Raw genomic sequence first — 17092 nt, forward strand, 5'->3', positions numbered from 1 at the left:
GGGTGAATGCAATGGATCATATTGTTTTGAAACTTAGTGGGTTTGAACCTGGTTCAGACTCTGAAAAAGAGTACAAGAAACAAACTAAAGAACTTGTCCTCTTGGCCTGTCCGGAGAATAATAACAAGGGCTACTGGAGGCTTCTGATTCACAGGAAAGATGGTATAGCAGGCAGCTACACCTTCCAGAGAGTGGAACACCTCATAGACTTCACAGATAGGTATTTAAGAAAGAATCTAAATGAAAGCAGGTGGATGTAATGAAAGAAGCTATAGCTTTGACGGTCTTCGGATTAATGGTGATTGGACTAGGGCTCATATTCATTGGCTTGAAGGTGGTAGGTTTATCAGCACTTTTTATTTCGATTATTTTTTGCATCATAACAGGATTGCCATATTTCGCAAAAAGAGAAGTTGAAGGGAGGTGAGGAGGAATATCCAGAATCACTCAAATAAAAACGCCCTGCGACAACAGGACGTAAAGATAAATAAACATATCTAAATTATAACATTGGAGGACTAAAAATGGAATTCAAGTTAAAGAAGTTAACGCTCGAAAATTTCAAAGGTTTTAAATCATACGATATTGAACCCGATGGAAAGACAGTCAGAATTCTAGGAGCAAACAAAAGTGGAAAGACAACGTTGGCAGATGCTTACAACTGGATTTTATTCAATAAAGATAGTTTGAACAAAGCTGATTTCGGTATCAAGACACTCAAAAATGATGAGACGATAAGCGGTTTAGATCATTCGGTGGAAGCGATATTCGAAATTGACGGCAAAGAAGCTTCTCTGAAGAAAACCTATAAAGAGAAGTGGACGAAAAAGCGTGGGCATCACAGTACAACACTTACCGGTCACGAAACAGTTTATGAGATCAATGGCGCTCCTAAGAAAAAGGCTGAATTCAATGACTACATCAAAGAATTTATTACAGATATGGAAGTCTTCAGATTGGTATCTGACCCACTCTATTTCAGCACTTTAGACATGGATAAACGCAGAGACATAGTAATGGAAGTGACAGGTGGCATTGACGATCTACAAGTTGTTGAGAGTGATGACAACTTGAATGAACTAAAACCGTTATTAGAAAAATACACGATGGAAGAACTTAAAGATATTAACAAAAGAGATAAAAAGGCAGTCAACGACAAACTCAAAAGTAATCCAATTAGGATTGATGAAATTTATCGAAACTTAGAGGAGGTCGAGACCGCTCCGGAGAGTGTTAAAAAAGAAATTGATGAAATAGAAAAGAAGATTGATATCGAAAGAGAATCAATCAATGACTTGCAGAACGGCGTTACAGTCATTGATTTAAAAAACAAAATGAGAGAGCGAGAACATGAAGTGAAGTTCAATGTTGAGAACTCACTTAGAGCTGCAGAAAACGACTTAAAAGTTTATTTGAATAATTTCGATGAAGGGTCCAATGAAAAACTGAGAAAGCTTTCTTATAAGAATGAAGCGGATAAATCAGATCTAGAGATACACAACTCCAGGTTACTTAAACACAAGGAGCAGTTAAAAGATACTGAAAATCAAACGAACAACTACAGAGAAAACTATAAAAAAGATGCTGAAGAACTTAATAGAACACTTGGAGAACGTAAGGAATTCGAAGTGAAAGATACATGTAATTGTTGTGGTCAGAAGCTTCCAGAAGAAGAAATTGAAGCGCACAGAGAAAGACAGCAAGAGCGTTACAACGAGGAGAGGGCAAAGAGCATCAAGTCACTGAAAGAGAGTTTGGAATCTCTGAGCAATAAAGGCAAAGAATCCAGTGCTGCTGAAGACAATATTAAGGATTTGATTAAAAAGGCCGAAAATGAAATCGAAAGAATCAGAACGGTTGTCGAGAAAAATGAATCTCAAATTAAAGAATTGCAAGGTGACTACATCAATCCAAAAGATACTGAGCAATATAAAGAGTTAAATGAACAGGTCATGGAACTCAAAAAACAATCCGAGATTATAAGTCATCCAAAAAATTTATACGAAAACCTGATTGAAAATGATGAAGAATACAAAAAGTTGAATGGCGAACTCTTAAAATTGTCCAAAGACAATGAGGAAACTACCTCGAAGCATGAGGAAGCCATATCTACTCTCAAAGAAGAGTTGTCTGAAGCAAACACAAGACTTTCACAGATCAACAGCTACAAGAAGGATTTAGAAAGAATCGAAGAACTGAAGGTAGAGCAGGAGGAACTCGCTGAAGAGTATGAAAGGTTAGAAGGTATGGAAGACAAGTTGAATGTATTCACCACATCAAAGGTGAAACTTGTCGAATCCAACATATCTAGCAAATTCAAAAATGTAAGATTCAAACTCTTTAAAGAGTTGCTTAATGGTGGGTTGGAAGAAAGGTGTGACATTACTCTGGACGGCGTACCTTATGACGAAGGGTTGAACACTGAAGGGAAGATGAATGCAGGGTTAGACATCATCAATACTCTTTCTAAGCATTATAACTTCATTGCTCCAATCGTTATTGATAACGCCGAGTCAGTCACTGACTACATCGATACAGAAGGACAACAAATCAGATTAACGGTCAGTGCTAAAAATAAAAAATTGAAAATGGAGAGTGTAGATAATGAGTAATAAAGAATCTAACAACGAATTACAAGAGCGATCCGTCAAGTACACAGTTAATGGCGAGGAGGTCAAGCTCTCCCCAAATATCATAAGAAACTTTTTGGTTAGCGGAAATGGCGAGGTCAGTGATCAAGAGGTCACGATGTTCTTGCAGCTCTGCAGATATCAAAAGTTGAACCCATTCCTCAATGAAGCTTATCTAGTCAAGTTTGGCAGTCAACCGGCAAGCCTAATCGTAAGTAAGGAAGCCTTCATGAAGAGAGCTGAATCACACAGTAAGTATCAAGGATTGGAAGCAGGAATCATTGTGGCTAGAAAAAATGAAATGGTGGATATAGAGGGTGCTATAAAGCTTCCAGAAGACGTTCTAATCGGAGGATGGGCGCACATTCACAGAGAGGATAGAAAGCATCCGGTTAAAATCAGAATCTCATTTGAAGAGTTTTCCAAAGGACAAGCGACATGGAAAAATCAGCCGATGAACATGATCAGAAAAGTAGCAGTTGTGAACGCATTAAGAGAGGCATTTCCGGAGTCCCTCGGAGCAATGTATACAGAGGATGAAACTCCGCCTAACAACGATATAAATCAAGTGACAAACGTACAACGAGAGATTGAACAAAACGCTAATAAGCAGCATCTAGACTTCAAGCCGCAAGAGGAAGTGCCACAGCAAGTCATACAGCAGGAAGAACCTGAAATGGCAGATGTAACACCGGTAGAACCAAACCCTTATGAGCAAGAACAACACGAAGAGCAAATGTCGATAGACAGTAATCCGGACTTCTAAATGAAAATACAGACGATTTCTACCGGAAGCAAGGAGGGTAACGCCTTCCTGATAGATGATGGCCACACCAAGTTATTACTTGAGTGTGGGGTCACTATCAAAAAGATTAAAAAGGCGCTTAATTACAATCTCAGTAGTGTTAAGGGATGTCTCATTACTCATAGGCATGGGGATCATTCAAAAGGCCTTGAAGGTGTGCTGAAAAGCGAAATTGATACGTACATTGGGAAACTTGAGAAAGAAGCATTGGGTATCAAGCATCATAGATTTCACGGCATAGAGCCCCTGGAGCAGTTCTCAATCGGTACATGGACCATATTACCATTCTCTGTAGAACACGATACAGAGCAGCCTCTGGGCTATCTGATGCAATCGACAACAGGCGTTAAGCTATTGTTCGCTACAGATACTTACTACATCAGGTACTTTTTCAGTGGCATCACTCATATGTTGATCGAGTGCAATTACTCGTCTGAGAAGCTGCAGGCAAACATGGAGTCGGGCATTGTGCCATATTTTCTCGGCAAGCGGATTATGAAATCCCACTTATCTGTAGAAAATCTCGTAGCGTTTCTGAGGTCTTGTGATTTATCAAAACTGCAGGAGATCAGATTAATACATCTGAGTGATACCAATTCAAATGCTGATTTATTTAAAGATGAAATTCAGAAAGTTACTGGCATACCAGTTTATATAGAAGATTAAAAAGAGGAGGGTTTAAATGATAAATCGAGTCGTTCTTGTTGGTCGACTGACAAGAGATCCGGATTTACGGGTCACTCAAAACAATATTTCTATCAGTAACTTTAATTTGGCGATAAACAGGCCTTTCACCGACCAAAACGGCGAAAGAGGTGCCGACTTTATAAACTGTATTGCATTCAGAAAGATTGCTGAGAACGTTAATAAATATGTGAAGAAAGGAAGTCTCGTCGGTGTCGATGGCAGGATTCAAACAAGGAATTATGAAAATAAGGAAGGTCAGAGAATATATGTGACTGAGGTCGTCGCTGACTCGGTGCAGTTTCTGGAACCAAAGGGCACAAATAACAATCAATCAAACAGCAACTCAGCAGAGAGGCATTCCTATTCGAACAATCAGAGGTACGGCCCAGCACCAGGTGGAGAATCAAGAGGTAACAACAGTAAGCCTCAGCAATCAAAGTTGGAAGAGAATCCATTCCAAGATGCAAATGGACCAGTGGATATCGACGATGACGATTTACCGTTTTAATCAATAAATTAAACAAATAACTGGAGGACAATATGAAACTTCAAAAACTAGACCTATCAAAGATAGCGAATGGCGCAGTTCAAGAGCATTTCGAACGTGAACTAGAAAAAGTCATGGAGAATATTTTAGATATAAATACTGACCCTAAGAAAAATAGAACTATCACATTGAAGCTAAAATTGTCCGCTGATGAAAACAGAGAAATCATAGCTGTAGAAGCGGCAGCATCATCCAATGTGGTGAGTGTAGAAGGCACACCATTCAACATGGCTACCGGAGTAAATGGAGACGGCGAACGCATTGTAAATGAGTTGAAATCCGGAGCAATCGGACAAGCTTATATTGATGATGACGGCGACGTGAAGAATGACGATGGCAGCAAGCCAGAAGGTCCGCAAGAAGAAAATAAAAACGTTAGATCGTTATATAACTAGGAGGAATTATAAATGTTGAAAGAAGCGATGAATTGGTTGAAGTATGAATTTCAAGAGACTGAATTTTATGAAGAGCACGGCGAAAGATATTCGAACACGAGCCTCTATAAATTAAAAGAGCCAGTCAGAAGAGAATTGGAGACCCACTCACTAACTGGTCTGGTCGATTTTCTGAAAGATGACTTCGATAAAGACGATAAATTAATTGTTCAAATCATGAATGAGCGAAAAGTATTTGTGGAAACTCAACTGAACAAGAACAAAGAACGTGAAGCCGTCATCGTCGCCCTTGCTGATGTACCTGATAAAACGTTGAATAATTACATGGATCTCGAAAAATTTAATATACAACTCCAGTCATTATTTGTCGAAACAGATACGCAAAGAAAGATTTTGAGCATTATTGGAAATCTGAAGACAGAAAACGTAAAAAACGTAGGTGATAACGGAACGACGCAGCTTGTCGAAACAAAAAAAGGAGTGACGATGGCCCAAGAAGAAGTCGTGCCGAATCCGGTTGAATTGAAGCCTTTCAGGACATTTACAGAAATCCCTCAGCCGGAATCGATGTTCGTGTTCAGACTCAGAGAATTTCATGACGGTGCACAAGCCGCACTGTATGAAGCGGATGGCGGCGCATGGAGGAATCAGGCAAGGTTAAACATCAAATCATATCTTGAAGAGGAATTAAAATCCGACATCAAAGAAGGGCGCATCCTCCTAATTGGTTAATAGAAAATACTGAAGGTGATGACATGCAACGGATCACTAAATATATCCCAAACAACAACGGCTCATATACAGCTGTTGTCGAGGGATTGGAGTTAGGGAACGACGAAACCCTGATGTTAGAGAATGGAATTTCTGTTCCAGTAGATGTAAATGTCCATAATCCATACCGTATCAGCTCCAAACAGCGGAAGAAGATATTTGCCCTTGTAAATGATATAGAGGCTCACACAGGACAGCCTAGAGACTATATGCGCTACATGTTCCAAGACTATGTGCAGCTAATTCACGGATATGAAGAACCTGTATCACTATCGAACTGCAGTAAACAGACTGCAGGACAAATCATCGATGTAATCATCGAGTGGGTCTTCTTGCATCATATCCCTTTGAATTATCGAACAAGTGACTTAATGAGAGAAGATAACCGGTTCTTATATCTTGCAACAGTCAACAGGCAGTGCGTGATATGCGGTAAACCAAATGCACACTTAGCTCATTACTACGCTGTAGGACGTGGCAGGAACAGAAATACAATAGATCACTTTGGCAACTACACCTTAGGACTTTGCTCGAACCATCATGGAGAGCAGCATCAAATTGGAATAGATTCATTTAATGAAAAATACCATCTGATCAACAGTTGGATAAAAGTAGATGACCGGCTGAACAGGTTGTTAAAAGGTCAAAAGGAGAGAGCGGAATGACAGTCGATGAAATCATGTTAGAAACAAAAACTGGAGAAGAGTACAGGAATCATATCAGAAAGATTGGAGAACGGAACAGATTAGAGCGTGAGACTAAAAAGAGGCTTGAATATGAAAGAAGTAATTCATGGGCAGTTTATCAACTCCAACATTTATTCAGAAGTTGGTAGGAAGGAGAAGGCAATATGAGCAAGCATAGATATGTGCATGTGGCATTTTGGCAAGATGCTTTTGTTCTGGATTTAACCCCTGAAGAGAAGTATTTCTACCTCTATTTAATGACAAATTCAAAGACCAGTCAGGTGGGAATATATGAACTTCCAAAGAGGGTTGTCGAACTAGAAACTGGATATCACAGAGAAACTGTAGACAAACTTTTACAGAGATTTATCGACTACGGGAAGGTTAAATATTGTGACGAAACCAAAGAAATAATGATTATAAATTGGGTGAAACACAACTGGAATCCGAGCACAAACGTACTAAAACATGTCGCAGGTATTCTCGAAGAAGTGAAAAATACAGATTTTGTAAAAGAATATCTTGAACAGGCTTCAAACAGCGGTGTATCAACGAAAATGATACAGTTCATAAGCCCCTTAGAAGCCCCTACCAAGCCCCTACCCGACCCTATGCAAGAAAGAAAAAGAACAAGTAAAGAAAAAGAACAATATAAAGAACAAGAACAACAACAAGAAAAAGAGAAAGAAACAGAAGAAAAAATTGGTGTCGGTGTCATCTTCGAAAAATATTCAGAGTTGGGATTTGGATCAGTGAATGGATTTACTGCAGAACAAATAAATCTACACTTAGAAATATTTGAACCCGAAGTAATTATCAAAAGTTTGGAAGTTGCAAGTAATAACAATGTTCAAAAACTCTCTTACGTAAATGCAATTTTGAACAATTGGAAAAACAGAGAATTGACTACCATCGAAAAAGTCGAAGCGGAAGAGAAAAAGAAAATGCAAGAGCAGTATCAATCCGGTCCAAAATCTTACTCTCAAAAGATGAGAGAACGTCCAGGAGAGAAAGTGCCTGATTGGATGAATGAGAAACCAAAAAATAAACCAAAGACCGAGAAACAATTACAAGCTGCGGATGATCCAGAGTTCGCAGCAATGATAAGCGAGTTTAGAAGTAAATAAAATTATTGAGGGGCAGTGCAAATGACAATGTTACTAACATTTCTTTTAATTCTAGGATTTTTTGCAGTTGTGATGATGGTGACTTTCACAATCAGCGAAATTCAAAATATAAAAATGAAAAACCGGGCAAAAGACGAACTCATTGAACGCAAGGGAGGAGGTGTCGCTCGTGAAGATAACAAGTAATTTAATTAATGGCGAAGTGCATTGTTTGCTATCTCGCTTTGAGTTCCAACTAGGAAAAGTTTATCCGAAAGACCTCTACAAACTGAAATTTGTAAAGAAAGTAGCGAAGCGGCTCCACTCTGTAGCTCCAGATCTAAAGACTAATATCAGCGACCAAGGAGATGGATATTACTTAGCTTTTGAAAACATGAGAAAGACGAGGGGAACAAAATGACTAAACGTGGAAGGCCAAAAACGGATGCTATTTATAAAGTTTTTGACGTTATGGCCAAACATGACTTTAACGTAAAGTCTGCCTCTCAAGACTTAAAAATAACTAAGTCGGCGATTTACAGCATTAAAAATCGTAATAAAGAAAAATGGGCGGAATTACTAAAACAGCATAACGAAAAGCAGGGTGAGGAATTGGTAGATATTAAAGAAAACCATTTGATCAGAGCTTCGGATAAAAGAATTGATCGAAGCAAAAGGGGAGTCAAATCTGAAATGGCCGAAAAATATGTTAATAAAACATTCAAAATCTCTGATGAGAAACAAAAATCTAAAAAAATTCAAAATCTTAGGTCGGCTAAAGAGCAAAGTGAACACGAGAAATCTAAGAAACAGCCGGTAAATGCGATGAGGTCCCCAACAGGTGAATCAATCAAAGAAGAAAATAAAAGATTGATTTCACAGAATGAGGAACTCGGCCAAGCGTTGGATCGTGCAAACAAGGAAAAATCAGCAGTAGCGGAAGAACATAATAGCCTGATAGATGCTTATGAAAAAATTAAATCCGAAATCGAGAATTACAGGACTGCTCATAAAAATTTAACCGAAGATTACGAGAAGCTTAGTAAGGCGACGGCACATTCGATAAGTGAAGAACAAAAATTCAGCAAAAAGCTAGAAGAAAAGATTGAGGACATAAAAAAGATGAAGCGGTCTGTTGATACAAGTGTTATCGTACTCAGCGATTACTTAGTCAAACTAGGAAAGGTCTATGTAGATGGCGAACACACTCTTGTATGTGCTGAAGACATGAATGATTATAATCCATTGTCATTGAAGGATGCTAAGTCTGTTGCAGAGTTCACTGGTGGCCAAATATACCAGACTGCAATTGTCCCTCACGGCGGCGAGGTTGATTGATTAAAATACTAGAACTTTTTGGTGGCATCGGATCGCCCAGAAAAGCCTTGATAAATCTAGGTATAGAACATAAAGCGATTGACTATGTGGTGATTGACGAAAAAGCAGTCAGAACTTATAACGCACTTTACGACAATCGCTATAAAGCGCAATCAGTCATTGGATATAACCTCATGCCGGATATTATGATTCATGGATCACCCTGCCAAGATTTCAGCAGGGCCGGCAAGAGGCTCGGTGGGAATGACGAGGACAAGACCAGGTCCTCTCTGATGTGGGAAACATTAAAAATCATAGAGAACTTAGGGGTGTGGAAACCGAAATTTGTCGTTTGGGAGAATGTCAAAGGCGTTTTGGATAAAGATATGATCCACTCTTTCGGGAAATACATCACTCAAATGGAGCAACTCGGATATACCAATAATTTCAAAGTTCTAGATGCTAGGGATTTCGGAATCCCTCAAAAACGATTAAGAGTTTTTGTAGTATCGATACTCGGAAATAAAACATTTAATTTTGATAATCTGGAAGAAAAGCCAACAAGACCGATATGCGAGTTCTTAGAAACAGATGTCGATGACAGTTACACAGTAAAGTCACACTCGATGTTAAAGAATATTCGTGGTAGTAAAGAATTCATACCACCCTCAGAAACGAAATTTAAAGGACGCATTGAGGTCATTGAAGATTATGCATGGACGATTACTACAAAGCAAAACCGCAATCCTAACAGTGGAGTAATAAAGCTAGGAGAGAATAAATACCGAATGATTACCGAACGTGAGGCTTGGAGGTTGATGGGATTCAGTGATGAAGATTTCGATGAAGTCGAAAAGACTCAACAATCGACCACACTATATCATCAGGCCGGAAACTCGATTGTAGCTGACGTACTGGAAGCGATATTCAAAGAGTTGCTATTCCCTAATAACAAGCAGAGTTTTAAAGGTCAAATGTCATTGGATTTTATAGGAGTTGAATAGATGGAACAGCTATCAATTTTTGATAAACCTAAGAAAACCACAAAAACTTTTCAGTTGCATAGCAAAAAACGCTTTGAATACCTAGTTATCCCTGTCCAGGACGGCTTCAAGTTGATAAAGATACATCCAGGTCATGAAATGGAATTAAGGCTCTCTAAAGAGCAATACAGCGATTTTAAAGAAAAGAGAAAATTAAAAGAGGTGTTCAAGTGACCAAACATTGGACTCAAGAAGAAAAAGAACTTTTGGAAGAAAGTTGGGGGCTTGTGAGTAAAACCACCATAGCTAGAAATCTAGGTAGAAGTTTCAGCGCAATTGAACAGAAAGCTTACAGGATAGGATTAGGCTCTTTCCTAGAAAGTATGGACGGAATAACAATCTCTCAGCTTTCCGATGCAATACAAATACATTATGGGATTTTGAAGAATTGGGAAGAAAAGTATGGTCTACCTGTAAAGATTAAAAAGCTGACGAATAATAAACGAGTGAAATTCATCCGATATAAGGACTTTTGGAGATGGGCCGAAACCAACAGACAAATGATTGATTTCACTAGATTTGATAAATACACAATCGCTGAAGAGCCAGAGTGGGTGGATGAAGCCAGGAAATTAGCATTCAAAGCTAAAGAATATAAACCGATGCCGCATAATACGCCATGGTCCAACGAAGAGATAGCGATTCTTAAGAGCATGATGAAGCAAGATAAAACATACCCTGAAATTTGCAAAAGGATAGGACGATCTCATGGAGCGATTAAGCGTAAACTAAATGACCTCGGTATTAAGCACAGGCCAGTGTATTTAAACAATAAGGTGAAATACACTCCTGAAGAAGAGAGAGGTATGACCAGAATGCTTGAGGGTGGTTATAGCATCGAACACATCGCAGATATACTCGACAAGAGTCAGGCGGGTGTTAGAGGGAAATTCGAGCGTATGGGTTATCGATTTAAAAACGGAGTTCCTTACAAAGAAAAAGAGATGGCTTAAACAAGGAGGTTTACAGATGGATGAAGTGACCTATAAAAGGCTACAAGAGAAAGTAGAATATCTGAAGGGCGAGAATCAGAGCTTGAAGAACCAACTCAAGAGACGAGACAAAAAAATAAAAAACATCAAAATGAATGGTCCGGACGCAGGCTTGATTAAGGCAAATGTGAAGCTCATGGATGAATTGAATGACCTGAAAGAAAAAATTCAGAATGAAAGTTTATAAGAATATATCGGCGTCTGCAATCCTTACATATGGATTGTACAAGTTGATAGTCGGATAAATCCAAAAAACACTCGAGGAGGACGTTGTATGAAGGCGACTGGAATTGTAAGGAAAGTTGATGAACTCGGAAGAATTGTTGTACCAATCGAACTAAGAAGAATGATGAATATCGATGTCAGCGATCCGCTGGAAGTTTTTACAGAAAAGGACTTAATCATCCTAAGGAAGTATGAGCCGGCATTGACATGTGCGATAACCGGGGATATTTCAAAAGAAAATGTATCATTTGCAGATGGAAAAATCGTGCTCAGTCAAGAGGGCGCTGAGGAATTATTAGAAAGTCTCAAAGAGGAGTTTGGTTTATGAGGATATTCATCTGCGGAGGAGCTACAGCACTATTTTTCGGTTTAGTTTTTGTAACGCTCATCCCTGAAAGATATATGCACTTGGGAGATATGGTGATGTATTCAGCATTTATCAGTGGTGCAGTGTCACAAATGATTAAACAAATTAATGAAGATGCAGGAGGTTCTGGAAATGACAGAAAATAAAAAAGTTATGGAAAAGTGGAACGGTGACTTTGCTACCCTTTACAGAATCGATGACATATTAGTGTTTTACCCAAAGAAAAGAGACCCGGACTACTTATACGAGCAAGAAGTGAGTATGGATGAAGTGGTCAAATCATACCCTTACAAAGCGATTTCATTTGAATTGGATAAGGTACCTGAAGATGTCTGGATGGACTTGACATTCAAATGGTCAGGGGAGGATAAAGCAAATGAAGTTCAAACCAAAGGAAGACAAAACTGTCAAAATTACGGATAGTTCGCAGGTCGGAGGAAAACAACATTTAATAATCAAAGGAGAAATGACATGAAAAAAACTTTACTAGGATTTATAGCAGGGGCTTTATTACTAATTGGAGCAGGGTCTATTGCCTATGCGAATGGATGGATCTCATTCGAGGGAGATACTCAAATATCAGAGTCTACAGGACATCTAGAGGAAATTATGGACATCTTAAGAGCTGAAAACGAGGGTAGGATATCAGCGGAAGAGCGAGGGCGGTTAATCGCTGAAGAGCTAGAACTCTATAAAGAAAACAATCCACCCGGACTTGTTAATAAGATCGATGAATTAAAAGATGAAATCGAGCAATTGAAAACAGATAACGCTACATTATCGACCGATTTAAATGCAAAACAAAACGAAATAGAAGAAAAGAACACACAAATCGACAATTTGAGAACAGAAAGAGATAACTTACAAACTCAATTAGATAACGCTCCGGACCAAGAATATGTAGATAACTTAGAAAGCGAACTACAAACGGCAAATGAAAATTACAATGGCGCTGTTGATAGAATTTCAGAGCTAGAAGGACAATTACAGAACGCTCCTGATCAAGAATATGTAATTCACTTGGAAGCAGAACTGTTAAGAGCGAATGAAGTTGTAGAATCTCATAACAATACAACTCAATCTGCAGTAGAAGAAGCAAGAGAAATAGGAGGTGAGTAGATGAAACCTAAAAATATGGGAGAACTAATAGGAATGATACTCGTTTCATTAGTTTTGCTTTTAGTTATTTCCTGGTCAGTAATCCTCACATACGGATTGTATAAATTGATAGTCGGATAAATCCGAATAACAGAGTTGATTATTGAAATGGAGGAGGATTCAGAATGACTAACAAGTATCCTAGGGAATTTATTTATAACGACCACGGAAGAAATGGCTCCGGTGAGATGTGGATATTAAACAAGCGACTGTCTTCTGATGAGCGTATAATTTATGAGTCTTACGGAGAAGGCATGATCAAATTGCCAGACATGAGCGAATGGAATGTTACAGAAGAAGAAATGGAAGCAAGAGCTGCTGAGATCAAAAAACTTGCGAGTGGATTTGAAGGCGAAATTTATCTGGATGATTACATTGCTCAGTACAGCAACTACTTATTTTGATTAGGAGAGTGGATGGAATGGACTTAGACAAATTTTCAGAAGCCCTGGAGGAGTAGATATGATAATTACAATCCTAATGTCAATAACCGGGATAATGACCGGTCTGTATTTTGCAAAACGCCATGAAGTGCAGATTTGGAAAGATTACGCCAAGAAGAGAGATGAAGAAATGTTGGAGCTGCACAAAAAGCATTCACAAATAAAGTTAGAACTGTACGAAAAACAATTAATTGAAAGAGGTAAATAAATGAACACTATCAGCATAAAGAAGTTACACCCAGATGCAATTATACCTACAAGATCTCATGAGACAGATGCAGGCCTTGATATATATGCAAATGAAGATGTGATATTGGTTCCGCAGGCAAAGCACCTTCTGAAGACAGGTATAGCAGTAGACATCCCTCCTGGTTATGTGGGATTCCTTACTTCACGATCAGGAGTCTCCAGTAAGACAAATATCGTTGTGGAGACGGGCAAAATAGATGCAGGATATAACGGAGAGATGATGGTCAATATAAAGAATGATGAACAGGCAAACGAGAGAGAAGTGGAAATCAATAACCGAGAATTAGACAGAGGATTTGAGATGCTCAAGTATGATGTCAAGGGTCAGAAGGTTAAGAATGGCAATCCCTTCGGCATTGCATCGGGCCGAGTGTATCAAATAAGTAAAGGCGATAAGATCGCTCAGCTGGTCATCACTCCTATAGTGACACCTGCAGTAAAAATGGTAGATGAATTCGAAGGGGAATCAGCCAGAGGAAATAAGGGGTTTGGAAGCACGGACGAGGTGTATCCCTGATTATGAGTACAGTGCCTGGTTCAACAGAGGGAAATACGACTAAAAACATATTAGAAGCAGTGAAAGAAATACTAGGGAGGCGTAGTGGTGAATTTGAAAAGCAACAAAGGATTGATTCTCGAATCCGAAGAGATACACCAAAGGATGAATGAAACTATCCAATCGGCATTTAATAAGACTTATGGCAGCAAACCGAATATTAAACCTAAAAATATGCATGAAGCCATAAAGAAGAAACAAAACAATCAGCCGTTCTATCAAGGCGATAAAAAGAAACTGTGGGAGTGATCCAGTGATTGAATTTATTGTGGAAGGAAAGCCTGTACCCCAACCCCGTCCCAGAGTCTTCAGGACAGAGACTGGAAAGTCAAAAGCGGTCAATTCTAGCAGGAGCGTTACTTATAAGCGGCTGGTGAAGCTCACTGCCAAAAGCGAAATGAATAAACGCCGGATGATAATCATTCCTGATCCAATCCCGGTTGCTGTACACCTCAATTTCGTTTATTCAATACCTACCTCTTACGCAAAGAAGAAGAGGCAGTCGGCACAAGACGGCACGTTGAGATATGTGAAACGTCCAGACCTCGACAACTTAGCAAAAGCGATTCTCGATGCATTAAATGGAACAATTTACCAAGATGACTCTCAAGTTGTCGAACTCAGTATCAACAAAGAGTATGGAAACACTGACCATGTATCCATAAAAGTTAAAGATTTGAGCGGAATGAGCGCTCTCAATCGATAAATTAAATGAATAACACATATACACTGAAACCAACACTCAGGAGGGGTTTGCGGATATGAAAGAGATAAATCGGCAAGACATTCAGTTTTTAGAGGAAAAATATAAAAATCATGCTATAATTGTAAACAAGGGCAAAGTAAAGATTGTGGACTTGCTAAAAGAAGGCAATACAGTCATTACAAGCTACGACGGAAGTGTTAAAAGAGTGGAATTCACTCGATCTTCCGACTTCTAAAAACGAATGGGCCTACCAGACAACTGGGGGACACATTATAGCAGCTAAAAACTGTTATTTTGTGTCTCTCTTTTTTATTTCAATTAAAAGGGGTGTTGGGTAATGGGATTTAAAAATAACATTGAAATTATTGAAGCGGATTCCGTAAAGAGGTTGCAAGAAAAGATTAACGAACACCAGGCACTGCTACCAGTAACAAGAGACATTATAGATATCTGTTTCCAAGTGAGTGATAAGAAGTTCTATGCAGCGCTCACAATTGGAGAATTAGAGAAGAAGAGCAAAAAAGAAGATGATGAGCCGAAAGGCAAATCAGCAATCAATCTAATGGGTGGGTGACGTATGAGTAGAACAGAAGAAGCGAGTCATGATGAACACAAAGATTTAATTGAGTACGTAATGAATAATGATTTAAACAACCATGCACTAATAGTAAGCAACGGTAAAGTAAGGGCGACAGAGTTACCTTCGCACGGACAGGTGAGCATAGTCACTGAAGATAGTAAAGTAACCAAAGTACAAGCGAAAACAAGTGAGTTATTCTAATTAAATAAGCGCCTACTAGACAGCTAGGGGACACTTTCGAGGACGGTTATAGACCGCTTCATTGGTGTCCCTTTTTTATTTGAGGGAGGGTTGAATGTGACAAGTTCAAGTTGGGGACATTGGTCGGATCTAATCGAGGATTATAAGGATGAGTTGAGAGACCTGAATGTCAGAAAGAAAGAGTATCAAGCGCCTCTTAAGAAGTTAGAACAAAAGAAGATAGATAGAGAGCCTCTTACTGATGATGAATTGGTGAGGATTGTCGAATTCAAGCGAGAGGTAAGCCTGCTGTCTCAAATGATCACATCCACAACCTATGCTTTGAAATGGTTAAGAAGCGGTAAGTGTCCAGACAATGTAACGAGTATTGAAAACTACTCATATGATCAACGGACGATTGAAGTGGACCCTAAGTTACTAGAAGTGATATATAGCACCGACGATACTCTATACCAAGAACAGGAAGAAGTGAACCAGGAGACGTTATTTAAACTCGAATCCGCTTTATCAACCCTAACAGCAAAAGAAAAGGAGGCCTTCATGCTCTTTGAAGGTCAACAGCTATCGATTGGTAATATAGCAGAGTTCATGAAGGTAAAGCCTTCGACTGTTAATACTATGCTAAGGCGTGCCAGGCACAAAATAAAAGTGAATAAGGACTCAGATATATTCTTACTTGAAGGCGTGCTGTAAGCGCTGAGCCAACTATATATAGACAGAGTGGAGGTGGCACATGTGAAATGAGCAGACAACGTAATCCTAAACGTGATGAATCCAGGAGACTATATTTAGAATCTCGTGGAAAGCTGATGCCAAAAGAGATTGCTGAGAAGCTCAGTGTGTCTCCGAGTCTCATCAGTAAGTGGAAATCCCAAGACAAATGGGAAAAGATTCTCAATGGAGAATTAGCAGACTTACCTTACGACCATTCAAATGGTAAAGGTAAGGTCTCTAGTAATGGTAAAGGTAAGGGCAAGAAGCAGAACTACCAAGCGCCTAAAGGTAATCAATTTGCTAAAGGCAACAGGGGTAATACCAAGCCTAAAACAGGTAATAAAAATGCAGTGAAGCACGGGCTTTACGAGACCATATCATTTGATTTCTTAGACAAGGATGAGAAAGATATGGTCGTTGACATGCTATCGAATGAATATGATCCGCTTATAAATATAGGTGAAACCATTGTCGAGCTGCGGATAAGACAGCGCCGGATGATGAGAAGGATACAGACCTTAGAGGATGACTTATCTGACGAAGAAAAAGAAACGCTGTCTGTCCATCGTATGGTTAAAGACGGAACGGATATAGAAATCATAGATGGTTATGCTATTAAAACGCCTAAGTACAATTTGAAAGAAGTGGAGAGGCACGAAACCTCTTACCGAAAGATAAATGACATCTTACTTATTGAGGAAGCTCTTACTAAGGTGACAGATACCTTGTTGAGGGCAATTAAGACTCGGAATGACATTGAGGAGTCGCTTGACTATAAAAGACCAGGACAATACCTCAAGAATCGTAAGTTGGAAAAAGAACTTGAGCTATTGGATGTTGGACCTGAAGAAGATGTGCCGCTTCAAATCGAAATCATCAGAGCCTCCTCTGAGAAGGGCAGTGATTAAATGGCT

General features: G+C 39.1%; 32 protein-coding genes. All 32 read left to right on the top strand.

Annotation, left to right across the window (positions count from 1 at the left end):
• Positions 1-2 precede the first annotated feature (2 nt).
• The 32 genes from BO48_RS06900 (at position 3) to terS (ending at position 17086) form a co-directional block, all read left to right on the top strand.
• Positions 3-260 carry a hypothetical protein gene (locus BO48_RS06900; RefSeq protein ID WP_496366690.1) on the top strand — a complete coding sequence of 86 codons (258 nt, stop codon included), beginning with the start codon at positions 3-5 and terminating at the stop codon, positions 258-260.
• On the top strand, positions 260-427 hold the full coding sequence (locus BO48_RS06905) for a hypothetical protein (RefSeq protein ID WP_496366691.1): 168 nt from the start codon (positions 260-262) through the stop codon (positions 425-427). Before BO48_RS06900 ends, BO48_RS06905 begins: the two co-directional genes overlap by 1 nt.
• A gap of 97 nt (positions 428-524) precedes the next feature.
• Positions 525-2612, top strand: a complete 2088-nt coding sequence (locus BO48_RS06910; RefSeq protein ID WP_496366692.1) for an AAA family ATPase — start codon at positions 525-527, stop codon at positions 2610-2612.
• Entirely contained in the window at positions 2605-3396 is a 792-nt protein-coding gene (gene bet / locus BO48_RS06915; protein WP_496366693.1) for a phage recombination protein Bet, read from the top strand. The genes BO48_RS06910 and bet overlap by 8 nt, the downstream gene beginning before the upstream one ends.
• Positions 3397-4101, top strand: coding sequence for an MBL fold metallo-hydrolase (locus tag BO48_RS06920; protein ID WP_496366694.1), 705 nt, complete (start codon positions 3397-3399; stop codon positions 4099-4101).
• Positions 4102-4117: 16 nt separating this feature from the next.
• The gene (gene ssb / locus BO48_RS06925) at positions 4118-4630 is read left to right on the top strand and encodes a single-stranded DNA-binding protein (protein WP_496366695.1); all 513 of its coding nucleotides are present in this window, start codon (positions 4118-4120) and stop codon (positions 4628-4630) included.
• 113 nt (positions 4631-4743) lie between these two features.
• Positions 4744-5064 carry a replication terminator protein gene (locus BO48_RS06930; protein WP_496366696.1) on the top strand — a complete coding sequence of 107 codons (321 nt, stop codon included), beginning with the start codon at positions 4744-4746 and terminating at the stop codon, positions 5062-5064.
• Positions 5065-5076: 12 nt separating this feature from the next.
• Positions 5077-5796: a hypothetical protein gene (locus BO48_RS06935; RefSeq protein ID WP_496366698.1), complete on the top strand. Its 720-nt coding sequence runs from the start codon at positions 5077-5079 to the stop codon at positions 5794-5796.
• Positions 5797-5819: 23 nt separating this feature from the next.
• On the top strand, positions 5820-6500 hold the full coding sequence (locus BO48_RS06940; RefSeq protein ID WP_496366699.1) for a putative HNHc nuclease: 681 nt from the start codon (positions 5820-5822) through the stop codon (positions 6498-6500).
• Positions 6497-6670: a hypothetical protein gene (locus BO48_RS06945; protein WP_496366700.1), complete on the top strand. Its 174-nt coding sequence runs from the start codon at positions 6497-6499 to the stop codon at positions 6668-6670. The genes BO48_RS06940 and BO48_RS06945 overlap by 4 nt, the downstream gene beginning before the upstream one ends.
• Positions 6671-6685: 15 nt before the next feature.
• Complete coding sequence (locus BO48_RS06950; protein WP_496366701.1) at positions 6686-7648, top strand: DnaD domain protein; 963 nt, start codon at positions 6686-6688, stop codon at positions 7646-7648.
• A 21-nt stretch (positions 7649-7669) separates the two neighbouring features.
• A complete protein-coding gene (locus tag BO48_RS06955) occupies positions 7670-7834 on the top strand; it encodes a hypothetical protein (RefSeq protein WP_496366702.1) in 165 nt (54 codons plus the stop codon).
• A complete protein-coding gene (locus tag BO48_RS06960; RefSeq protein ID WP_496366703.1) occupies positions 7818-8048 on the top strand; it encodes a hypothetical protein in 231 nt (76 codons plus the stop codon). The genes BO48_RS06955 and BO48_RS06960 overlap by 17 nt, the downstream gene beginning before the upstream one ends.
• Positions 8045-8965 (top strand): hypothetical protein, encoded by a 921-nt coding sequence (locus BO48_RS06965; RefSeq protein WP_496366704.1) that lies wholly within the window; start codon positions 8045-8047, stop codon positions 8963-8965. The genes BO48_RS06960 and BO48_RS06965 overlap by 4 nt, the downstream gene beginning before the upstream one ends.
• Positions 8962-9948 (top strand): DNA cytosine methyltransferase, encoded by a 987-nt coding sequence (locus BO48_RS06970; protein WP_496366705.1) that lies wholly within the window; start codon positions 8962-8964, stop codon positions 9946-9948. Before BO48_RS06965 ends, BO48_RS06970 begins: the two co-directional genes overlap by 4 nt.
• Positions 9949-10161, top strand: coding sequence for a hypothetical protein (locus BO48_RS06975; RefSeq protein WP_496366706.1), 213 nt, complete (start codon positions 9949-9951; stop codon positions 10159-10161).
• The gene (locus BO48_RS06980; protein WP_496366707.1) at positions 10158-10940 is read left to right on the top strand and encodes a hypothetical protein; all 783 of its coding nucleotides are present in this window, start codon (positions 10158-10160) and stop codon (positions 10938-10940) included. Before BO48_RS06975 ends, BO48_RS06980 begins: the two co-directional genes overlap by 4 nt.
• A 16-nt stretch (positions 10941-10956) precedes the next feature.
• Positions 10957-11166 carry a hypothetical protein gene (locus BO48_RS06985; RefSeq protein WP_496366708.1) on the top strand — a complete coding sequence of 70 codons (210 nt, stop codon included), beginning with the start codon at positions 10957-10959 and terminating at the stop codon, positions 11164-11166.
• Between the two features lie 87 nt (positions 11167-11253).
• Positions 11254-11532 (top strand): AbrB/MazE/SpoVT family DNA-binding domain-containing protein, encoded by a 279-nt coding sequence (locus BO48_RS06990; protein ID WP_496366709.1) that lies wholly within the window; start codon positions 11254-11256, stop codon positions 11530-11532.
• Positions 11529-11717 (top strand): hypothetical protein, encoded by a 189-nt coding sequence (locus tag BO48_RS06995; protein ID WP_496366710.1) that lies wholly within the window; start codon positions 11529-11531, stop codon positions 11715-11717. The genes BO48_RS06990 and BO48_RS06995 overlap by 4 nt, the downstream gene beginning before the upstream one ends.
• Positions 11704-11994, top strand: a complete 291-nt coding sequence (locus BO48_RS07000) for a hypothetical protein (protein WP_496366711.1) — start codon at positions 11704-11706, stop codon at positions 11992-11994. Before BO48_RS06995 ends, BO48_RS07000 begins: the two co-directional genes overlap by 14 nt.
• Positions 11995-12042: 48 nt before the next feature.
• On the top strand, positions 12043-12690 hold the full coding sequence (locus tag BO48_RS07005; RefSeq protein ID WP_496366712.1) for a hypothetical protein: 648 nt from the start codon (positions 12043-12045) through the stop codon (positions 12688-12690).
• 164 nt (positions 12691-12854) lie between these two features.
• Positions 12855-13133: a hypothetical protein gene (locus BO48_RS07010; RefSeq protein WP_496366713.1), complete on the top strand. Its 279-nt coding sequence runs from the start codon at positions 12855-12857 to the stop codon at positions 13131-13133.
• A gap of 58 nt (positions 13134-13191) precedes the next feature.
• Entirely contained in the window at positions 13192-13380 is a 189-nt protein-coding gene (locus tag BO48_RS07015; RefSeq protein WP_496366714.1) for a hypothetical protein, read from the top strand.
• Positions 13381-13938, top strand: coding sequence for a dUTP diphosphatase (locus BO48_RS07020; protein WP_496366715.1), 558 nt, complete (start codon positions 13381-13383; stop codon positions 13936-13938).
• Between the two features lie 87 nt (positions 13939-14025).
• Positions 14026-14226, top strand: coding sequence for a hypothetical protein (locus BO48_RS07025; RefSeq protein ID WP_496366716.1), 201 nt, complete (start codon positions 14026-14028; stop codon positions 14224-14226).
• A gap of 4 nt (positions 14227-14230) precedes the next feature.
• A complete protein-coding gene (locus BO48_RS07030; RefSeq protein WP_496366717.1) occupies positions 14231-14683 on the top strand; it encodes a RusA family crossover junction endodeoxyribonuclease in 453 nt (150 codons plus the stop codon).
• Between the two features lie 55 nt (positions 14684-14738).
• Positions 14739-14918, top strand: coding sequence for an XtrA/YqaO family protein (locus BO48_RS07035; RefSeq protein ID WP_496366718.1), 180 nt, complete (start codon positions 14739-14741; stop codon positions 14916-14918).
• Positions 14919-15020: 102 nt separating this feature from the next.
• Entirely contained in the window at positions 15021-15257 is a 237-nt protein-coding gene (locus BO48_RS07040) for a hypothetical protein (RefSeq protein ID WP_496366719.1), read from the top strand.
• Between the two features lie 3 nt (positions 15258-15260).
• Positions 15261-15464, top strand: coding sequence for an XtrA/YqaO family protein (locus BO48_RS07045; RefSeq protein ID WP_496366720.1), 204 nt, complete (start codon positions 15261-15263; stop codon positions 15462-15464).
• A gap of 96 nt (positions 15465-15560) precedes the next feature.
• Complete coding sequence (locus BO48_RS07050; protein ID WP_496366721.1) at positions 15561-16157, top strand: sigma factor-like helix-turn-helix DNA-binding protein; 597 nt, start codon at positions 15561-15563, stop codon at positions 16155-16157.
• Between the two features lie 47 nt (positions 16158-16204).
• Positions 16205-17086, top strand: a complete 882-nt coding sequence (terS, locus tag BO48_RS07055; RefSeq protein WP_496366722.1) for a phage terminase small subunit — start codon at positions 16205-16207, stop codon at positions 17084-17086.
• The last annotated feature ends 6 nt before the right edge of the window (positions 17087-17092 follow it).

This window comes from Lacicoccus kunmingensis DSM 17847, assembly GCF_059568765.1.

Excerpts from the sequence above, each read along its gene's own strand:
- BO48_RS06905 (WP_496366691.1), top strand. The coding sequence starts at position 260 with ATGAAAGAAGCTATAGCTTTGACGGTCTTCGGATTAATGGTGATTGGA.
- BO48_RS06910 (WP_496366692.1), top strand. The coding sequence starts at position 525 with ATGGAATTCAAGTTAAAGAAGTTAACGCTCGAAAATTTCAAAGGTTTT.
- bet (WP_496366693.1), top strand. The coding sequence starts at position 2,605 with ATGAGTAATAAAGAATCTAACAACGAATTACAAGAGCGATCCGTCAAG.
- BO48_RS06920 (WP_496366694.1), top strand. The coding sequence starts at position 3,397 with ATGAAAATACAGACGATTTCTACCGGAAGCAAGGAGGGTAACGCCTTC.
- ssb (WP_496366695.1), top strand. The coding sequence starts at position 4,118 with ATGATAAATCGAGTCGTTCTTGTTGGTCGACTGACAAGAGATCCGGAT.
- BO48_RS06930 (WP_496366696.1), top strand. The coding sequence starts at position 4,744 with ATGGAGAATATTTTAGATATAAATACTGACCCTAAGAAAAATAGAACT.
- BO48_RS06935 (WP_496366698.1), top strand. The coding sequence starts at position 5,077 with ATGTTGAAAGAAGCGATGAATTGGTTGAAGTATGAATTTCAAGAGACT.
- BO48_RS06940 (WP_496366699.1), top strand. The coding sequence starts at position 5,820 with ATGCAACGGATCACTAAATATATCCCAAACAACAACGGCTCATATACA.
- BO48_RS06945 (WP_496366700.1), top strand. The coding sequence starts at position 6,497 with ATGACAGTCGATGAAATCATGTTAGAAACAAAAACTGGAGAAGAGTAC.
- BO48_RS06950 (WP_496366701.1), top strand. The coding sequence starts at position 6,686 with ATGAGCAAGCATAGATATGTGCATGTGGCATTTTGGCAAGATGCTTTT.
- BO48_RS06955 (WP_496366702.1), top strand. The coding sequence starts at position 7,670 with ATGACAATGTTACTAACATTTCTTTTAATTCTAGGATTTTTTGCAGTT.
- BO48_RS06965 (WP_496366704.1), top strand. The coding sequence starts at position 8,045 with ATGACTAAACGTGGAAGGCCAAAAACGGATGCTATTTATAAAGTTTTT.
- BO48_RS06975 (WP_496366706.1), top strand. The coding sequence starts at position 9,949 with ATGGAACAGCTATCAATTTTTGATAAACCTAAGAAAACCACAAAAACT.
- BO48_RS06985 (WP_496366708.1), top strand. The coding sequence starts at position 10,957 with ATGGATGAAGTGACCTATAAAAGGCTACAAGAGAAAGTAGAATATCTG.
- BO48_RS06990 (WP_496366709.1), top strand. The coding sequence starts at position 11,254 with ATGAAGGCGACTGGAATTGTAAGGAAAGTTGATGAACTCGGAAGAATT.
- BO48_RS06995 (WP_496366710.1), top strand. The coding sequence starts at position 11,529 with ATGAGGATATTCATCTGCGGAGGAGCTACAGCACTATTTTTCGGTTTA.
- BO48_RS07000 (WP_496366711.1), top strand. The coding sequence starts at position 11,704 with ATGACAGAAAATAAAAAAGTTATGGAAAAGTGGAACGGTGACTTTGCT.
- BO48_RS07005 (WP_496366712.1), top strand. The coding sequence starts at position 12,043 with ATGAAAAAAACTTTACTAGGATTTATAGCAGGGGCTTTATTACTAATT.
- BO48_RS07010 (WP_496366713.1), top strand. The coding sequence starts at position 12,855 with ATGACTAACAAGTATCCTAGGGAATTTATTTATAACGACCACGGAAGA.
- BO48_RS07015 (WP_496366714.1), top strand. The coding sequence starts at position 13,192 with ATGATAATTACAATCCTAATGTCAATAACCGGGATAATGACCGGTCTG.
- BO48_RS07020 (WP_496366715.1), top strand. The coding sequence starts at position 13,381 with ATGAACACTATCAGCATAAAGAAGTTACACCCAGATGCAATTATACCT.
- BO48_RS07035 (WP_496366718.1), top strand. The coding sequence starts at position 14,739 with ATGAAAGAGATAAATCGGCAAGACATTCAGTTTTTAGAGGAAAAATAT.
- BO48_RS07040 (WP_496366719.1), top strand. The coding sequence starts at position 15,021 with ATGGGATTTAAAAATAACATTGAAATTATTGAAGCGGATTCCGTAAAG.
- BO48_RS07045 (WP_496366720.1), top strand. The coding sequence starts at position 15,261 with ATGAGTAGAACAGAAGAAGCGAGTCATGATGAACACAAAGATTTAATT.
- terS (WP_496366722.1), top strand. The coding sequence starts at position 16,205 with ATGAGCAGACAACGTAATCCTAAACGTGATGAATCCAGGAGACTATAT.